This is a genomic window from Microbacterium aerolatum (assembly GCF_007988825.1).
GTDB lineage: Bacteria > Actinomycetota > Actinomycetes > Actinomycetales > Microbacteriaceae > Microbacterium > Microbacterium aerolatum.
The window spans coordinates 25,044-40,224 of the sequence record NZ_BJUW01000001.1; the positions used below are offsets into that span (position 1 = coordinate 25,044).

Here is a 15,181-nt window from a genome sequence, read left to right on the forward strand (position 1 = left end):
ACAACATGACTGCCTACCAAGACGACATCGACGCCGTTCAGGCTCTCAAGGAGCGCAACGGTTCCAGCTGGGATGCGATCAACCCCGAGCACGTCGCCCGAATGCGGGCACAGAATCGCTTCAGGACGGGACTGGAGATCGCCCAGTACACCGCCGACATCATGCGCCGCGACATGACAGAGTACGACGCGGACTCCTCGCTCTACACGCAGTCGCTCGGGGTGTGGCACGGATTCATCGGCCAGCAGAAGCTCATCTCGATCAAGAAGCACCTGAAGACGACGAACAAGCGCTACCTCTACCTCTCGGGCTGGATGGTCGCCGCGCTGCGCTCGGAGTTCGGGCCGCTGCCCGATCAGTCGATGCACGAGAAGACGTCGGTGCCCGCGCTCATCGAGGAGCTCTACACGTTCCTGCGTCAGGCCGATGCCCGCGAACTCGACCTGCTGTTCACCGAGCTCGATGACGCCCGTGTGGCGGGCGACGAGACGGCGGTGGAGTTCATCCAGTCGCAGATCGACAACTACGAGACCCACGTCGTGCCGATCATCGCCGACATCGATGCCGGGTTCGGCAACCCCGAAGCGACCTACCTGCTGGCCAAGAAGATGATCGAGGCGGGGGCGTGCGCCATCCAGATCGAGAACCAGGTCTCGGACGAGAAGCAGTGCGGACACCAGGACGGCAAGGTCACGGTTCCGCATGAAGACTTCATCGCCAAGCTCACGGCCGTCCGGTACGCGTTCCTCGAGCTCGGCGTGGACAACGGCGTGATCGTCGCGCGCACGGACTCGCTCGGCGCGGGACTCACGCAGAAGCTCGCCGTGACGCACGAACCCGGTGACCTGGGCGACCAGTACAACTCGTTCCTCGACGTCGAGGAGATCTCGGAGGACGAGCTGGGCAACGGCGACGTCGTCATCAAGCGCGACGGCAAGCTCCTGCGCCCGAAGCGTCTGGCGAGCAACCTGTATCGGTTCCGTGCCGGCACGGGTGAGGCGCGCTGCGTGCTCGACAGCATCACGTCGCTGCGCAACGGCGCCGACCTGCTGTGGATCGAGACCGAGAAGCCGCACGTCGCGCAGATCGCGGGGATGATGAACGAGGTGCGCAAGGTCATCCCGAACGCCAAGCTCGTCTACAACAACAGCCCGTCCTTCAACTGGACACTCAACTTCCGCCAGCAGGCCTACGACCGGTTCGTGGCGGAGGGCAGGGACGTCTCGGCCTACGACCGGGCAGAGCTCATGAGCGTCGACTACGACGGCACCGAGCTCGCGCAGGTCGCCGACGACATGATCCGCTCCTTCCAGCGTGACGGCTCCGCCCAGGCCGGGATCTTCCATCACCTCATCACGCTGCCGACCTACCACACGGCTGCGCTCTCGACCGATGATCTCGCCAAGGGCTACTTCGGAGACGAGGGCATGCTCGCCTACGTGCAGGGCGTCCAGCGGCGCGAGATCCGTGAGGGCATCGCGACGGTCAAGCACCAGAACATGGCCGGCAGCGACATCGGCGACAACCACAAGGAGTACTTCGCCGGCGACGCCGCGCTCAAGGCCGGTGGCAAGGACAACACGATGAACCAGTTCAGCTGAGTTCGCCGACGAGCAGGGGCGTCCCGGCCACCGGCCGGGACGCCCCTTACTGAGCGCAGGCTCACACGACAAACCTCCAGACGTACTCGAGTCCGTCGGTCGGCCGGAACCAGGCGAGGGTGACGACCACGTCGTCGATGTCGGCGGCGCACAGGCACAGCTCGATGTCCTCCGTCGGCAGTACCTGGCCCCACAGCTGCGTACCCTCATCGGGTCGATCGTCGCGGAATACCCGCACGAAGTCGGCACTCTCCGCACTGCCGTTGATCACGACGGGATGGCTGGGATCCGTGCGGCGGACGAACCACGGCACGCGATACGCGACGGGCGGAGGGGTGTCGGACGGATCGATGAGACGCAGCATGCGGGCCACGGTAGGAACGGCCGCCGACGCCCGACACTGGCAGACGGCGGCCTCCCCACGAAAAGGGGAGAAGTGTCAGGAATCCGTGTCTGTGGAGGGTGAGTCCAGCTCGCGATCCTTGCGTCGCACGTGCGTCGCCTCGCCCAGCTTGTGCCCGACCCAGCCGGCGCCGCGAGCGACCGAACCGGCGGCTCCTGCGACGGCGGTTCCGGCGTAGCGGGCGCCGCGCAGCATCCGCATCTCGAGCTTCTGCGTGCCGTCCACCGGTTCCAGGTCGGGCGGAAGCACCGCCGGAGCGATGCCGAAGGCGCGACGAGACGTCGTCAGCACGCGGCGCCCGAGTAGGTGGTTTCCCGCGCCGCCGATCGCGGCACCGATGCCGAACGGCATGGCCTTGCCGACGAATGACGCACCGCCGGCCGCGGCGAAATGCTTGACGAACCGGGTCTTCAGTTGGTCGACGACCGGCCCGACGGCCGCGCGGGGGAGTGATTTCGTCACCATCTCGCCCCAGTACGACGAGCGGCTCGATCCCTTTCCCGCCACCTGCGTCGCGAGTTGCCCGACGAGATCGACGCCCTCCTTGCCCAGCATCAGCGTCATGACCAGGGCTCGTGCGCGATCCGGATTCTCCACCGCGATGCCGTGCACCTCGGCGAGCGACTGCGCGAACAGTGCCGTGGACTCCAGGAACCCGAGGGTCTCGATGCCCGACAGCGCCAGCGTCACCCCGGTTCCGATGCCGGGCACGACGGCGGTCGCACCCACGGCGGCGCCTCCGGTCGTGACGGCGGCCAGATACCGGCGCTCCAGGATGCGTACGAGCTGGTCGGGTGCGGCATTCGGATTGCGCAGACGGATGCTGCGGATGTGCGCGAGCACCAGCGGACGCTGGATGGCCAGAACCTTGTCGAGGCCACGAACGGTGAGCGGATGCTCGTCGGAGCCGACAGGCGGCACTCCCTTGTCCCAGGCGGAGTCGTCCGGGAGGGAGTGGATCTTGTGCACCTTCTTCGCCATCACGACGATCCTAGATTCCGCATCCGGGAGAACGCAGAGAGCCCGACCCCTGGGCGGGATCGGGCTCTCAATGCGTAGACCGGCTCGGAGGCCGAAGGGTCAGACGTACAGGTTCGCCCGCTCGAGGTCTTCGGCGAAGTCGACCTCGACCGCGTACAGGTCCGAGACGTCCATCGGCTCGAGGAGCAGGGCGTCCTCGGCGATCGCGAGCTCGAGGCCGCGCTCGAAGTAGTCCTGATCGTCGACGCGCTGCAGCTGGCGCATGAACGCCTTCTTGTGCGTGGACGAGATGTAGTTGATGCCGACAGCCTCACCGAGGCCGCCCTTGACCGTCTTGGACAGCTCCTTGATGAAGCCCTCGGCGGTGACGGTGTACTTGACCTCTTCATCGCTCACCTTCGAGGTGTTGACGGTGACGAAGGACTGGTCGCGCTCGATGTACTCGATCGCGCGGCCGAGGATGCGCGGATCGAAGACAACGTCGCCGTTCATCCAGAGCACGCCGCCCTTACCGGTCGCGCCGAGCGCGCGCAGCAGGCTCTTGGACGTGTTGGTCTCGTCGTAGCGCTCGTTGTGCACGTAGTTGACGTGCGGGAACGCCTCGATGATCGTCTCGGCGCGATAGCCCACGACAGCGGTGATGCGGGCCTCGCGGCCGAAGGCGGCACGGATGTTCTCGTGCTGCTGCTGCATGATCGTGCGGCCGTCGCCGAGCTGGGTCAGCGGCTTCGGAAGCGCACGGCCGAGGCGCGAGCCCATGCCGGCGGCCAGGATGACGGTCTGAAGAGTCACGAATACTCCTAAAAAGAATCTGTGTTCACGGCCGGTTCACCGACCAGACACTTCTTCGTGCCGAGTTCATGGTAGCCATGCCCCCTGGGAAGCCTCGGGGTAAGCCCGCGACGTTGCCATTTCGTGATCAGGTACACACGGGATCCACAGGTCGAGGAATCCGGTGTGCCACCCTGTGCCGATTGTTGCGCGCGCCCAGGAGAAAGTCCACTCCCGTTGATACCGTAGGACGGTGACTGCATCCTTGGACGACCACGCCGAAGAGCCCGCTGACGCGCCTGGCGCCAGGGCGTCGAAGAAGGCGGCCTCTACGAAGTCCGCTGCGGTGAAGGCCGTGGTGGCGCGCCCGTCCAAGCCCGCGACGAAGAAGACGACGACGCGCACCACCGCTGCGAAGGCGACGACCGCGAAGGCCGCGGCGGCGAAGACCGAGGCCGCGAAGGCCACCGAGGCGAAGAAGACGGCAGCGGCAAAGAGCACCGCCTCGAAGACGGCGGCCGCGAAGACGGCGGCGTCTCGCACGGCCGTCGCGAAGACCACGGCGAAGAGCACCGCCTCGAAGACCACGGCGCAGAAGACCGCCGCGGCCAAGACAGCGGCGGCGAAGGCGGCAGCGACCAAGGCCGCGAAGGCCGCCGCGGCCAAGGCCGCGAAGGAGCAGGAGAAGGCCGCGAAGGCCGAGCAGGAGAAGGCAGCAATTGTCGAGGCACGGGATGCCGCGGCAACCGCACCCTCGCGCCCCAAGCCGCTGGTCGCCGCGGAAGACGCGGCCCCGACCGCAGAGACCGTCGTGGAACCCGAGGTGCTCGCTGACCTCGGCCTGATCGCTGAGCCTGAGTCTGAGTCCGGGCCTGAGACGGAGCCCGAACCCGAGTCGGCAGGCGATGCAGAACAGACCGCCGATCCTGCGCCGGTCGTCGAGCCCGTCGCCGAGGCGGAGCCGGCAGTCGATGCCGAGCTTGTCGCAGAGCCGGAATCCGTCGTCGCGGCGGAAGCGATCTCCGACGACGAGCCACGCGCGGAACCCGAGCCGGAGTCCGAACTCGAGCCAGAACCCGGCATCGAAGCTGCGACCGAGGCCGTCGTCACCGACGTTCCGGCGGCAACGGCGACCGACGCGATCGTCGTGCGGGGACTGGTCAAGGAATTCGGCGACCACCGCGCGGTGAACGGCATCGACCTCACGGTCCCGGCGGGGTCGTTCTACGGCATCGTCGGCCCGAACGGCGCCGGTAAGACGACGACCCTCTCGATCCTCGCCGGGCTCCTGCGCGCGACGGCTGGTGAGGTGCAGATCTGCGGGATCGATCAGCAGAAGAATTCCCTCGCCGCCAAGCGCGTCATGGGTGTCCTTCCCGACCGTCTGCGCACCTTCGACCGGCTCACCGGTCGCCAGCTGCTGCACTACTACGGACTGCTGCGCGGGCTCTCCGCCGAGGTCATCGAGAAGCGCTCGGCGGACCTCATGCGCGCCTTCGACCTCGGCGACGCGGCCCTCCGCGTCGTCTCCGACTACTCGGCCGGCATGACGAAGAAGATCATGCTCGCCGGCGCCATGATCCACTCCCCGCGCGTGCTCGTGCTCGACGAGCCGTTCGAGTCGGTCGACCCCGTCTCCTCTGCAGTCATCCTCGACATCCTCCGCGCCTACGTCTCCCACGGCGGCACCGTGATCCTGTCCAGCCACGGCATGGACCTCGTGGAGCGGGTGTGCTCTCGCGTCGCGATCATCGTCGGCGGAGACGTGCTCGCCGAGGGCACGGTCGATGAGGTGCGCGCCGGACAGACACTCGAATCCCGTTTCATCGAACTCGCAGGCGGAACCGGCGAGGTGGAGGGGCTCGAATGGTTGCACACGTTCTCCGACTGAGGCTCGCGCTGATGCTCGGCGCCCTGCGGGGCGACCGGGTCGTGCGCACCGTGGTGGGCCTTTTGGCGCTCGCCGCCGCGACCGTCGCCGTGTGCACCGCCGTCCTCAGCCTCGCCGACGCACCGCTGGCCGTCGCGCGCACGGTGCTTGTGCTCGGCGGAGCGGCCTCCCTGCTCGGATTCCTCGTCGGTCCGATCCTCACCGGCACGGTCGATCAGCTCGATCCCCGCCGCTTCGGGGTTTTCGGCGTCGACGTGCCGCACATGCCGTGGATCCTCGCGATCGGCGGCCTGGTGAGCGTGCCGTCGTTCGCGCTCATCGCCGTCGCCGTTTGCGTGGTCATCGTGCTCATCGAGCTGGGCACGCCCACGGCGATCGCCGTGCTCGTGGGAGTGATCGGCGTCATCTCGTCGAACATCGCGGCGCGCGTCGGCATGGCGACCAGCGCCCTGCTCCTGCCCGAGCGCCGGTCTCGCGAGCTCACGGCGCTTTTCGTCCTCCTCGTCGTCGTCGTCGCCTTCCCGGTCGCCGTGTTCCTCGCTTCCCTGGAATGGGATGGCCGGGTACCGGAGGCTGTGGCATCGGCCACCGCGGCGATCGGGCTCACGCCGTTCGCGGCGGTACCCGCGTTCGCGCTCTCCGTGGCGGGAAGCGATTCCGCCGGCGCGTGGGCGAGTGGGCTCGTCGCGCTGTTCACCGTGCTCGCGTTGTGGGGAGGTTGGTCGTGGCTGGTGCGACGCCTGCTCACGAGCACCGACCGTCCGGCGACCTCCCGCGAGAGGTCGGGCCTCGGTTGGTTCGGTCTGCTGCCGCCGAACGCTTTCGGTGCGATCGCCTCGCGCAGCCTGGTGTACTGGCTGCGCGACCGCCGGTACATCGTGAACTTCGTGATCGTCCCGATCGCCGGCATCCTCACCGTCTTCCCTCTGCTCGTGGCCGGCGTGCCTCTCTATATCGCCGCCCTCGTGCCCGTCCCCGTCATGGCGCTGTTCTTCGGGTGGTTGCCGCACAACGACGTGGCGTATGACTCGACGGCGCTGTGGGTACACGTCGCCAGCGGAGTGCGCGGAGTCGCCGACCGCGCCGGCCGGCTCATCCCGATCTGCCTGGTCGCCGTCCCCACGCTGGCCGTGGCGATCCCGCTGACTCTGGCGATGGTCGAGAGCTGGTATCTGCTGATGCCGATGATCGGTCTCACCGCGAGCCTGTTCCTCGGGGGTCTTGGCGTGTCCAGCGTCATCTCGGTGACCTCGCCGTACGCGGTCTCTCGTCCGGGGGACAGCCCGTTCCAGCAGCCGCAGCGTTCGGCATCCCGCGGGGGATACGCGCCCGCCATCGCATTCATCAGCGCGCTCGTGCTGAGCGCACCGACGATCTGGCTGTTCGTCATGACGGTCATCGAGGACGACTCCTACAACCCGGCCACCTTCTGGGTCGGCATCGGCACAGGGCTCGTCGTTCTCGCTCTCGGCCTGGTCATCGGCGGACGCGTCTACGACCGCGGTGGGGCGCGCCTGATGGAGTTCGTCGAGACGGCCTGACACCGCCCCGCGGGGCCCAGCGGGCGGATAGACTCAGCGCATGAGTACTCCGCTGGACAGCCCCGATCAGGGCGGCGTGGCAACGCTTGATCGTGAACTGGAAGAACTTCTCAAGGAAGAGAATGTCGAGCCTGGCGACCACGAGCGCTTCTCGCACTACGTGAAGAAGGACAAGATCCTCGAGTCCGCGATCACCGGCAAGCCGGTGCGTGCCCTGTGCGGCAAGAAATGGACCCCGGGGCGCGACCCGGAGAAGTTTCCGATCTGCCCGACCTGCAAGGAGATCTACGAGTCGATGGTCGGCTGACGGCCGTCACTCCTGATCGACGACCCTTCGACAGGCTCAGGGACCGGTCGGACCCTGCGGGGCATCGACGAAAAGAGTCGGGATCGCAGGATCCGACTTGCTCAGCGCGAGCGCGCGAACCGGGAGCTCCTCCCGCACGTGCAGGTGATGCTCGCGCGCGGATGCCGTGCCGGCCGCACCCTCGTATGAGCTGTCGATCTCGCCGCCGTCGACGAGCGTGACCTGCAGTGGCCGGGAGCCGGGGTGCTCGGCGGCGGTCCCCAGCTCTTCGAATCCGTCGGAGACGACGACCGTCTCCGCTGTCGCGACACCATCGCGCAGCGTGCGGAACGCGGCCTTCCGGCCGCCCTTTGAGCCCTTGTCGGTGGAGGCCTTCGCGACCGCGACCCAGCCGCCGCCGGCATCCTGCCGAGCTACGAGCTTGTAGACCATGCCTGCCGTCGGATACCCGGAACCGGTGACGACGGAGGTGCCGACGCCGTAGAAGTCGACGGGGGATGCCGCAAGCGCCGCGATCGCGTATTCGTCGAGGTCGCTCGTGACGGTGATCTTCGTGTTCCGGGCGCCCAGCTCGTCGAGGTGCTCGCGCACGGCCGCCGCCACGGTCGGGAGGTCTCCGGAGTCCAGGCGCACGCCGCCGAGGTCCGTGCCTGCGACACGGATGGCGGTGGCGACGCCCTCGCGGATGTCGTAGGTGTCCACCAGCAGCGTGGTGTCGACGCCGAGACTGTCGATCTGCGCCCGGAAGGCGTCCTCCTCGGTCTCGTGCAGCAGCGTCCACGAGTGCGCGGCGGTGCCCATCGTCGGGATGTCCCACCGGCGGCCGGCCTCGAGGTTGCTCGTCGCGCCGAAGCCGGCGATGTAGGCGGCCCGCGCCGCGGCAACCGCCGACATCTCGGCGGCACGCCGCGAGCCCATCTCGGACAGTGGGCGCTCGCCGGCGGCGATGCTCATCCGTGATGCGGCGGTCGCGACGGCGGAGTCGTGGTTCATCACGCTCAGGGCGATCGTCTCGAGCACGACGGCGTCGGCGAAGGAACCCTCGACGGTGAGGATGGGGGAGCCGGGGAAGTACAGCTCACCCTCGCGGTAACCGTGGATCGATCCGGTGAACCGGTAGTTCTCCAGATACGTCAGCGTCTCGGCATCCACCACGTGGTTGTCGCGAAGGAAACGCAGCTCGTCCTCGCCGAACCGGAAGTCGCGCAGCAGCGACAGCAGACGGCCCGTGCCGGCGACGACACCGAACCGGCGGCCACCGGAGAGACGGCGGGCGAAGAGCTCGAACACGCTCGGTCGTGCGGCTGTGCCGTCGCGCAGTGCCGCGGCCAGCATGGTGAGTTCGTAGCGGTCGGTGAGCAGCGCCGTCGACGAGGTCATGCGCTCAGCTTACTGTCGGGCTCCCTCGGCATTTCGACAGTCTCGATGACCGGGAAGGGTAGGCTGGTGAGTCATGAACGCGGCACCGATCGGCATCTTCGACTCCGGTGTCGGCGGACTCACCGTGGCACGCGCGATCCGCGCCCAGCTGCCGAGGGAATCCTTCGTCTACATCGGAGACTCGCTCCACTCGCCTTACGGTCCCAAGCCGATCGCCGACGTCCGGCGGTACTCGCTCGAAGTACTCGACACCCTCGTCGACCAGGGCGTGAAGATGCTCGTCATCGCGTGCAACACGGCATCCGCCGCGATGCTGCGCGACGCGCGCGAGCGCTACGACGTGCCGGTCGTCGAAGTCATCGGACCGGCCGTCCGCCGTGCCGTCTCGACCACTCGCAACGGCCGGGTCGGCGTCATCGGCACGGTCGGCACGATCGGATCGCGCGCCTACCAGGACATGCTCGAGGTCAACGAGCAGCTCGAGGTCTTCACTGCGGCGTGCCCGCGCTTCGTCGAGTTCGTCGAGGCCGGCGTGACCGGAACCCGCGAGGTCCTCGAGACCGCGGAGGAGTACCTCGCACCGTTGCGCGAGGCCGATGTCGACACGCTCGTACTCGGATGCACGCACTACCCGTTCCTGCGCGGCGCGATCAGCTACGTGATGGGGGAGGGCGTCTCGCTGGTCTCCAGCGACGACGAGACCGCCGGCGATGTGTATCGGCAACTGACGCGCGGCGACCTGCTCGCTCCGCCTGACGCCAGGGCCACCTACGTCTATGAGGCCACGGGGGAGTCCACCGAGGAGTTCACGGCGCTGGCTAACCGGCTCATGGGCGCCGAGGTGCGTGACGTGCAGCACGTGCAGACCGGCGTAATCACGCTTCCGGATCTTTCCGAACTCGCCGACAACACGGCATCCGACCCGAAGGGAACCCATGTCTGACATCGTCCGCGCGGACGGCCGCGCCACCGATCAGCTCCGTGAGATCACGATCGAGCGCGGCTGGAGCGCGAACGCCGAGGGGTCGGCGCTGATCAGCTTCGGCGGCACGAAGGTGCTGTGCACGGCATCCTTCACCAACGGCGTCCCGCGCTGGCTCACCGGCAAGGGCAAGGGCTGGGTGACCGCGGAGTACGCGATGCTGCCGCGGGCGACGAACAGCCGCAACGACCGCGAGAGCGTCAAGGGGCGCATCGGTGGTCGCACGCATGAGATCTCCCGCCTGATCGGCCGTGCGCTGCGCGCTGTCGTCGACACCAAGGCGCTCGGCGAGAACACCATCGTCATCGACTGCGACGTGCTGCAGGCGGACGGCGGCACCCGCACCGCCGCGATCACGGGCGCGTACGTCGCGCTCGCCGACGCGATCGAGTGGGGCCGTGAGAAGAAGTTCATCGGAAAGAACGCCACCCCGCTGATCGACTCCGTGGCAGCCGTTTCAGTCGGCATCATCGACGGCGAGCCGATGCTCGACCTGCCGTACGTCGAGGACGTGCGTGCCGAGACCGACATGAACATCGTCGTCACCGGCCGCGGCCTCTTCGTCGAAGTGCAGGGGACGGCCGAGGGAGCGCCGTTCGACAAGCGCGAGCTCGACGCGCTGCTCGACCTCGGTGTCGCAGGCTGCGCGGATCTGAAGGAGCTGCAGCTCGCCGCCCTGGCGGCCGAGCGATGAGGGTCGTCCTCGCCACGCACAACCCGCACAAGGTCGCGGAGTTCCAGCAGATCGTAGCGATGACTCGCCCCGACCTCGAGGTCGTCGGTTACGACGGTCCTGAGCCGGTCGAGGACGGCGTCACGTTCGCGGAGAACGCGCTGATCAAGGCGCGCGCCGCCGCTGCCCACACCGGACTCGCGGCGTTCGCCGACGATTCGGGAATCTGCGTCGACGTGCTCGGCGGTTCGCCGGGCATCTTCTCCGCCTACTGGGCGGGGCAGAAGAAGGATGCCACGGCCAACCTCGAGCTGCTGCTGGATCAGCTCGCCGACATCGCCGACCCCCACCGCGCCGCACAGTTCGTCTCGACGATCGCGCTGGTCACGCCGGATGGTACCGAGCAGACGGTGGCCGGGGTGTGGCCGGGACGTGTGGCGCTGTCTCCAGCCGGCGCGAACGGCTTCGGATACGACCCGATCTTCATCCCCGACGGCCAGCCCGACGGTGCCGAGCGCACCTCAGCGGAGCTGTCGAACGACGAGAAGCAGTCGCAGTCGCACCGCGCGCGGGCGTTCGAGGCGTTCGTTCCTCTTCTGAAGACGCTCTAGCTCTCGCGCGCGGCGCGGCCCGCACATGCTGGATGATTTCGGTCGGTCAAGGGCGATCAGAGCCGACCGAATGAATACCGCATCGCGCGGCCGACGCCGCGGGTCGTCGTCGCAGGGCGCTACTGAGAATCGTTACCCTTCCCGACAGGTGGAAATGGCCTCTGACGGCCGCTTTCACTCGTAGCCTGGAAGCATGCACGATCATGCGCACGGGATTCGAGGGGCTGGCAGCCGCCGACTGCTGACGATCTCGCTGTGCCTGACCGCGACAATCATGGTGGTGCAGGTCGTTGGTGCGATCCTCACCGGGTCGCTCGCTCTGCTGGCCGACGCCGCGCACATGTTCACGGACGCGTCTGCGCTCGTGATCGCCCTCATCGCGACCGCCGTCGCCGCGCGTCCCGCCGATGACCGCCGCACCTTCGGGTATCAGCGGGCCGAGGTGCTGGGGGCACTGGTCAACGCGATCATCCTCATCGTGCTGTCGGTCAGCGTTGGGATCGAGGGCGTACGCCGCCTGGTCGAGCCCGCCGACACCGAGGTCGCAGGACCTCTCATGCTGCTCGTGGCCATCGTCGGTCTTCTCGCGAACGCCATCGCGATGTGGCTGCTGAGCTCGGCGCAGAAGACGAACATCAACGTGCGCGGCGCGTACCTCGAGGTACTCGGCGACATGATCGGCTCGGCCGCGGTGATCGTCGCCGCCATCGTCATCGTCGTGACCGGATGGATGCCGGCGGATGCCATCGCGTCGCTGTTCATCGCCGTCATGATCATCCCACGCGCGATCACGCTGCTGCGCGAGGTGTTCTCGGTGCTCGCCGAATCGGCACCGAAGGACACGCACGTCAGCGAGATCCGCGACCATCTGCTCGGCTTCGACGGCGTGACCAGCGTGCACGACGTGCACGTGTGGCAGCTCACCCGTGGCGCTCCGGTGTTCACCGCGCATGTCGGCGTCGACCCGGCGGTGTTCGCAGAGGGACGCACCGGCGCGCTCCTCGAGAAGCTGCAGGGATGCCTCACCGACCACTTCGACGTCGCGCACTCCACATTCCAGCTCGAGCCCGACGGCCAGGCGGAGTGCACCGAGAGCCACGCCTAGATTCGCGCGAGGGCCCTGGTGAACGGGGCGCAGGGCTTCGTATCGTGGTCACATGGATATCGAAGAGCTTCTGCAGATCGAGATTCACGGGTGGCAATCGCTGTGCGACGGATCGGGGGCGCAGGTCTACGGCGACCTGATGACAGCGGACGGCGTGATGATCCTCGCCAACGGTTCGGTGATGACCCGCCATCAGGTGGTCGAGGCGCTCGCCGCGGCACCCGTGTGGGATGACTACCGGATCGAGGAGCCCCGTCTGATCCAGATCGGAGCGGATGCGGCGGTCCTGGTGTACCGCGGTGTCGCGTCACGCACGGCGGATGCCGAGCCGTTCGAGGCGATGATGGCGAGCACCTACCTCCGAACCGCTCACGGCGTGCGGTTGGCGGTGTACCAGCAGACGTCGACGCAGCACTGAGCGCTCGGCCCTGTCGGAATCACTCGACGACGATGTCCGCGACCGACTTGTCGGGGCGCAGCCCGCGCCAGCGCGGATGACGCAACGAGCCGTCCGAGGTCCATTCGCTGAACTCGACTTCCCCGACCAGCTCGGGGAGCACCCACAGCGCGTCGCGCGCATCCGGGGCTGGCACGCCCTCCAGCGGGTTCTCGTCGGTGCGCAGCGGTTCGAGCCGCGCGAGCAGGTCGCGCAGCATCCGGTCGTCGAAGCCCGATCCGACTCTGCCGACGTAGCGGAGCGTCCCGTCGGCATCCGGCACCCCGAGGAGCAGGGAGCCGAACGTCCCCGCGCGGTTGCCCCTGCCGGGGCGGATGCCGGCGATCGCGACCTCCTGAGTGCGGGTGTGCTTGATCTTCAGCCAGTCACCCGAGCGGATGCCGGGGCGATACCTCGATCCGGATGCCTTGACCACCACGCCCTCGAGCTCGAGGGCTCGGCTGGTCTCCATCGCCGCATCCAGATCGTCGAAGACCGGGGGAACGACCACCGGGCGGTCTGCGCTCTCGCCGAGCGTCTCGAGCAGAGTGCGGCGGTCCCGCAGCGGCATGCCGGTGAGGTCGTGGCCGTCGAGGCGGAGCAGATCGAACAGGTGGTACGCGATCGGAGTACGCACGACTTCGCGCTCGATCTCGCGCGCCTTGGTGAGGTGCATGCGGCGCTGGAGCCGTCCGAAGCTCGGACGCCCCGAGGAATCCAGTGCGATGATCTCGCCGTCGACGATCGCCTCTCCTGCGGCGAAGTGCGGGGCGCCGTCGGCGGTGAGCTCGGGATAGCGAGCCGTGATGTCGGTGCCGCTGCGCGCATGCAGACGCAGGCGGCCGTCCCGCCAGGTGCCGAGGGCACGGATGCCGTCCCATTTGATCTCGCTCCACGGGTCGCGCAGTGCACGCGCAAGCCCGGGGGTGCCCGACTCGGCGAGCATCGGGCGCATCGCGCCGTCGGTGGTGGCCGTGTCGTCGTCGGTCACGGCGGTGGGTTCGGCGGCCGCGTCCGCGGCGCGGGGATCTGCCGGTGCAGGAGCGCGACGCGCGGGTGCCGGATGCGACTGCTGCTGATCCTTCATGCGGTGCAGCAGCCAGGACGACTTCTCGCCGGAGCCCTCGGTGCGGATCAGCGCCAGCCGGGCGCGGCCGAGAGGGCCCGCGCCGGTGAACGTGCCGATGACCTCATCGTCTCGCCACTTCTCGAGCTCGACGGTTCCGGTATCCCAGATCGTCATGGTGCCGGCGCCGTACTCCCCGCGCGGGATCTCTCCGTGGAACGTGAGGTACTCCAGCGGGTGCGGTTCGGTCATCACCGCCAGGCGGTTGCGCGCGGGGGACTCCGGCACACCCTTCGGCACCGCCCAGCTCACCAGCACCCCGTCGTGCTCGATGCGCAGATCGAAATGCAGCCGGCTGGCGTGGTGCTCCTGGATGACGAAGCGGGGAAGCGCGCCGGCCGCTGAGACGGACGTCCGTTCCGGGACGGGCTCCGGCGTCTTGGCCGCGTCTCGTTTGGCGCGGTACGAAGCGAGTGCGGTATCGGCGGATGACGGCATGAAGTCCGCGAACGGGTCGAGGCCTTCCTCGACGCGGGCGGCGACCTCGTCGAAGGAGAGGTGACGCAGTTCGGGATCGTCGAGCTCATCCCACGTGCGCGGCGCGGCCGCCGTCGGCTGGAGCCTGCCGCGCAGGGAGTACGGCGAGATCGTGGTCTTCGAGCCGTTGTTCTGGCTCCAGTCGATGAAGACCTTGCCGCCGCGCACCGATTTCGACATGGTGCCGGTGGCGATGTCCGGGTGGTCGGTCTCGATGGCTCGGGCGAGCTCGCGGGCGATCGCGGAGGCCTGGTCGCTGGTCTGCTTGCCGTCGAGTCGGGCGTACAGATGGATGCCCTTGCTGCCGCTCGTGACCGGTACAGGGTCCAATCCGATGTCGCCGAGGATCTCGCGTGCGAGTCTGGCCACGTGCGCGCACAGCGCTAGATCGGCACCGGGACCTGGATCGAGGTCGAGCACGAGCCGGTCGGGATTGCGGCGTTCGCCGTCAGGTCCGAATCGCCACTGCGGCACGTGCAGCTCGATGCTGGCGACCTGTGCCATCCACACGAGGGTGGGCAGGTCATCGACGATCGGATACTCCTTCGCGCCGCCGGAGTGCTCGATCGGCAGGCGGCGCACCCACTCCGGTGCACCGCGCTCCAGCTGCTTCGCGAAGAACGCCTCGCCCGGAGCATCCGACGTTCCCACGCCCTCGACCCAGCGTTTGCGCGTCACGGGACGATCGGCGAGCAGCGGCAGCATCCGCGGGGCGACCCGGGTGTAATAGGCGATCACCTCGCCCTTGGTCGTTCCGGTCTCGGGGTACAGCACCTTGTCGAGGTTCGTCACGCGCAGACGCCTGCCGCCGACCTCGACCATCTGTGCTGCTGCTGGCATGTCGCCAGAGTAACGGCAACCCCCTGTCGCTCGATGGCCCTTGCGGTGTCTACTGG

The 15,181-nt window shown here is 68.1% G+C and carries 14 protein-coding genes; 9 read left to right on the forward strand and 5 right to left on the reverse strand.

Annotation, left to right across the window (positions count from 1 at the left end):
- The first annotated feature begins 5 nt into the window (after window positions 1–5).
- Entirely contained in the window at window positions 6–1,601 is a 1,596-nt protein-coding gene (locus MAE01_RS00110) for an isocitrate lyase (RefSeq protein ID WP_147037528.1), read from the forward strand.
- A gap of 61 nt (window positions 1,602–1,662) precedes the next feature.
- On the opposite strand, the gene MAE01_RS00115 is transcribed toward MAE01_RS00110, so the two are convergent.
- The 3 genes from MAE01_RS00115 to MAE01_RS00125 form a co-directional block, all read right to left on the reverse strand.
- Window positions 1,663–1,965, reverse strand: a complete 303-nt coding sequence (locus tag MAE01_RS00115; RefSeq protein WP_147037529.1) for a hypothetical protein — start codon at window positions 1,963–1,965, stop codon at window positions 1,663–1,665.
- Window positions 1,966–2,040: 75 nt separating this feature from the next.
- On the reverse strand, window positions 2,041–2,985 hold the full coding sequence (locus MAE01_RS00120; protein ID WP_147037530.1) for a hypothetical protein: 945 nt from the start codon (window positions 2,983–2,985) through the stop codon (window positions 2,041–2,043).
- 99 nt (window positions 2,986–3,084) lie between these two features.
- Entirely contained in the window at window positions 3,085–3,777 is a 693-nt protein-coding gene (locus MAE01_RS00125) for a phosphocholine cytidylyltransferase family protein (protein ID WP_147037531.1), read from the reverse strand.
- 232 nt (window positions 3,778–4,009) lie between these two features.
- On the opposite strand from MAE01_RS00125, the gene MAE01_RS16125 reads away from it, so the two are divergent.
- The 3 genes from MAE01_RS16125 to MAE01_RS00145 are packed head-to-tail and all read left to right on the forward strand — an operon-like array spanning window position 4,010 to window position 7,495.
- Complete coding sequence (locus tag MAE01_RS16125; RefSeq protein WP_229718287.1) at window positions 4,010–5,647, forward strand: ABC transporter ATP-binding protein; 1,638 nt, start codon at window positions 4,010–4,012, stop codon at window positions 5,645–5,647.
- Window positions 5,623–7,188, forward strand: a complete 1,566-nt coding sequence (locus tag MAE01_RS00140) for a hypothetical protein (RefSeq protein ID WP_147037532.1) — start codon at window positions 5,623–5,625, stop codon at window positions 7,186–7,188. Before MAE01_RS16125 ends, MAE01_RS00140 begins: the two co-directional genes overlap by 25 nt.
- 40 nt (window positions 7,189–7,228) lie before the next feature.
- On the forward strand, window positions 7,229–7,495 hold the full coding sequence (locus MAE01_RS00145) for a DUF3039 domain-containing protein (protein ID WP_147037533.1): 267 nt from the start codon (window positions 7,229–7,231) through the stop codon (window positions 7,493–7,495).
- Between the two features lie 36 nt (window positions 7,496–7,531).
- Here MAE01_RS00145 and MAE01_RS00150 read toward each other — a convergent pair whose 3' ends face one another.
- On the reverse strand, window positions 7,532–8,875 hold the full coding sequence (locus MAE01_RS00150) for a nicotinate phosphoribosyltransferase (protein WP_147037534.1): 1,344 nt from the start codon (window positions 8,873–8,875) through the stop codon (window positions 7,532–7,534).
- 73 nt (window positions 8,876–8,948) lie between these two features.
- Between MAE01_RS00150 and murI the strand changes: the two genes are divergently transcribed.
- The 5 genes from murI to MAE01_RS00175 all read left to right on the forward strand — a co-directional run bounded on the left by murI (window position 8,949) and on the right by MAE01_RS00175 (window position 12,664).
- Complete coding sequence (gene murI / locus MAE01_RS00155) at window positions 8,949–9,818, forward strand: glutamate racemase (protein WP_147037535.1); 870 nt, start codon at window positions 8,949–8,951, stop codon at window positions 9,816–9,818.
- Window positions 9,811–10,551, forward strand: a complete 741-nt coding sequence (gene rph / locus MAE01_RS00160) for a ribonuclease PH (RefSeq protein ID WP_147037536.1) — start codon at window positions 9,811–9,813, stop codon at window positions 10,549–10,551. The genes murI and rph overlap by 8 nt, the downstream gene beginning before the upstream one ends.
- Window positions 10,548–11,141, forward strand: a complete 594-nt coding sequence (gene rdgB / locus MAE01_RS00165) for an RdgB/HAM1 family non-canonical purine NTP pyrophosphatase (RefSeq protein WP_147037537.1) — start codon at window positions 10,548–10,550, stop codon at window positions 11,139–11,141. Before rph ends, rdgB begins: the two co-directional genes overlap by 4 nt.
- 193 nt (window positions 11,142–11,334) lie before the next feature.
- Window positions 11,335–12,246 (forward strand): cation diffusion facilitator family transporter, encoded by a 912-nt coding sequence (locus tag MAE01_RS00170; RefSeq protein WP_147037538.1) that lies wholly within the window; start codon window positions 11,335–11,337, stop codon window positions 12,244–12,246.
- Between the two features lie 52 nt (window positions 12,247–12,298).
- Window positions 12,299–12,664 carry a nuclear transport factor 2 family protein gene (locus MAE01_RS00175; protein ID WP_147037539.1) on the forward strand — a complete coding sequence of 122 codons (366 nt, stop codon included), beginning with the start codon at window positions 12,299–12,301 and terminating at the stop codon, window positions 12,662–12,664.
- A gap of 19 nt (window positions 12,665–12,683) precedes the next feature.
- On the opposite strand, the gene MAE01_RS00180 is transcribed toward MAE01_RS00175, so the two are convergent.
- Window positions 12,684–15,125 carry an ATP-dependent DNA ligase gene (locus tag MAE01_RS00180; protein ID WP_147037540.1) on the reverse strand — a complete coding sequence of 814 codons (2,442 nt, stop codon included), beginning with the start codon at window positions 15,123–15,125 and terminating at the stop codon, window positions 12,684–12,686.
- Window positions 15,126–15,181 lie beyond the last annotated feature (56 nt).

What these genes read in the sequence shown, in the direction of transcription:
- MAE01_RS00110 (WP_147037528.1), top strand. Translation starts at nt 6, where the DNA reads ATGACTGCCTACCAAGACGACATCGACGCCGTTCAGGCTCTCAAGGAG.
- MAE01_RS00115 (WP_147037529.1), bottom strand. Translation starts at nt 1,965, where the DNA reads ATGCTGCGTCTCATCGATCCGTCCGACACCCCTCCGCCCGTCGCGTAT.
- MAE01_RS00120 (WP_147037530.1), bottom strand. Translation starts at nt 2,985, where the DNA reads ATGGCGAAGAAGGTGCACAAGATCCACTCCCTCCCGGACGACTCCGCC.
- MAE01_RS00140 (WP_147037532.1), top strand. Translation starts at nt 5,623, where the DNA reads ATGGTTGCACACGTTCTCCGACTGAGGCTCGCGCTGATGCTCGGCGCC.
- MAE01_RS00145 (WP_147037533.1), top strand. Translation starts at nt 7,229, where the DNA reads ATGAGTACTCCGCTGGACAGCCCCGATCAGGGCGGCGTGGCAACGCTT.
- MAE01_RS00150 (WP_147037534.1), bottom strand. Translation starts at nt 8,875, where the DNA reads ATGACCTCGTCGACGGCGCTGCTCACCGACCGCTACGAACTCACCATG.
- murI (WP_147037535.1), top strand. Translation starts at nt 8,949, where the DNA reads ATGAACGCGGCACCGATCGGCATCTTCGACTCCGGTGTCGGCGGACTC.
- rph (WP_147037536.1), top strand. Translation starts at nt 9,811, where the DNA reads ATGTCTGACATCGTCCGCGCGGACGGCCGCGCCACCGATCAGCTCCGT.
- rdgB (WP_147037537.1), top strand. Translation starts at nt 10,548, where the DNA reads ATGAGGGTCGTCCTCGCCACGCACAACCCGCACAAGGTCGCGGAGTTC.
- MAE01_RS00170 (WP_147037538.1), top strand. Translation starts at nt 11,335, where the DNA reads ATGCACGATCATGCGCACGGGATTCGAGGGGCTGGCAGCCGCCGACTG.
- MAE01_RS00175 (WP_147037539.1), top strand. Translation starts at nt 12,299, where the DNA reads ATGGATATCGAAGAGCTTCTGCAGATCGAGATTCACGGGTGGCAATCG.
- MAE01_RS00180 (WP_147037540.1), bottom strand. Translation starts at nt 15,125, where the DNA reads ATGCCAGCAGCAGCACAGATGGTCGAGGTCGGCGGCAGGCGTCTGCGC.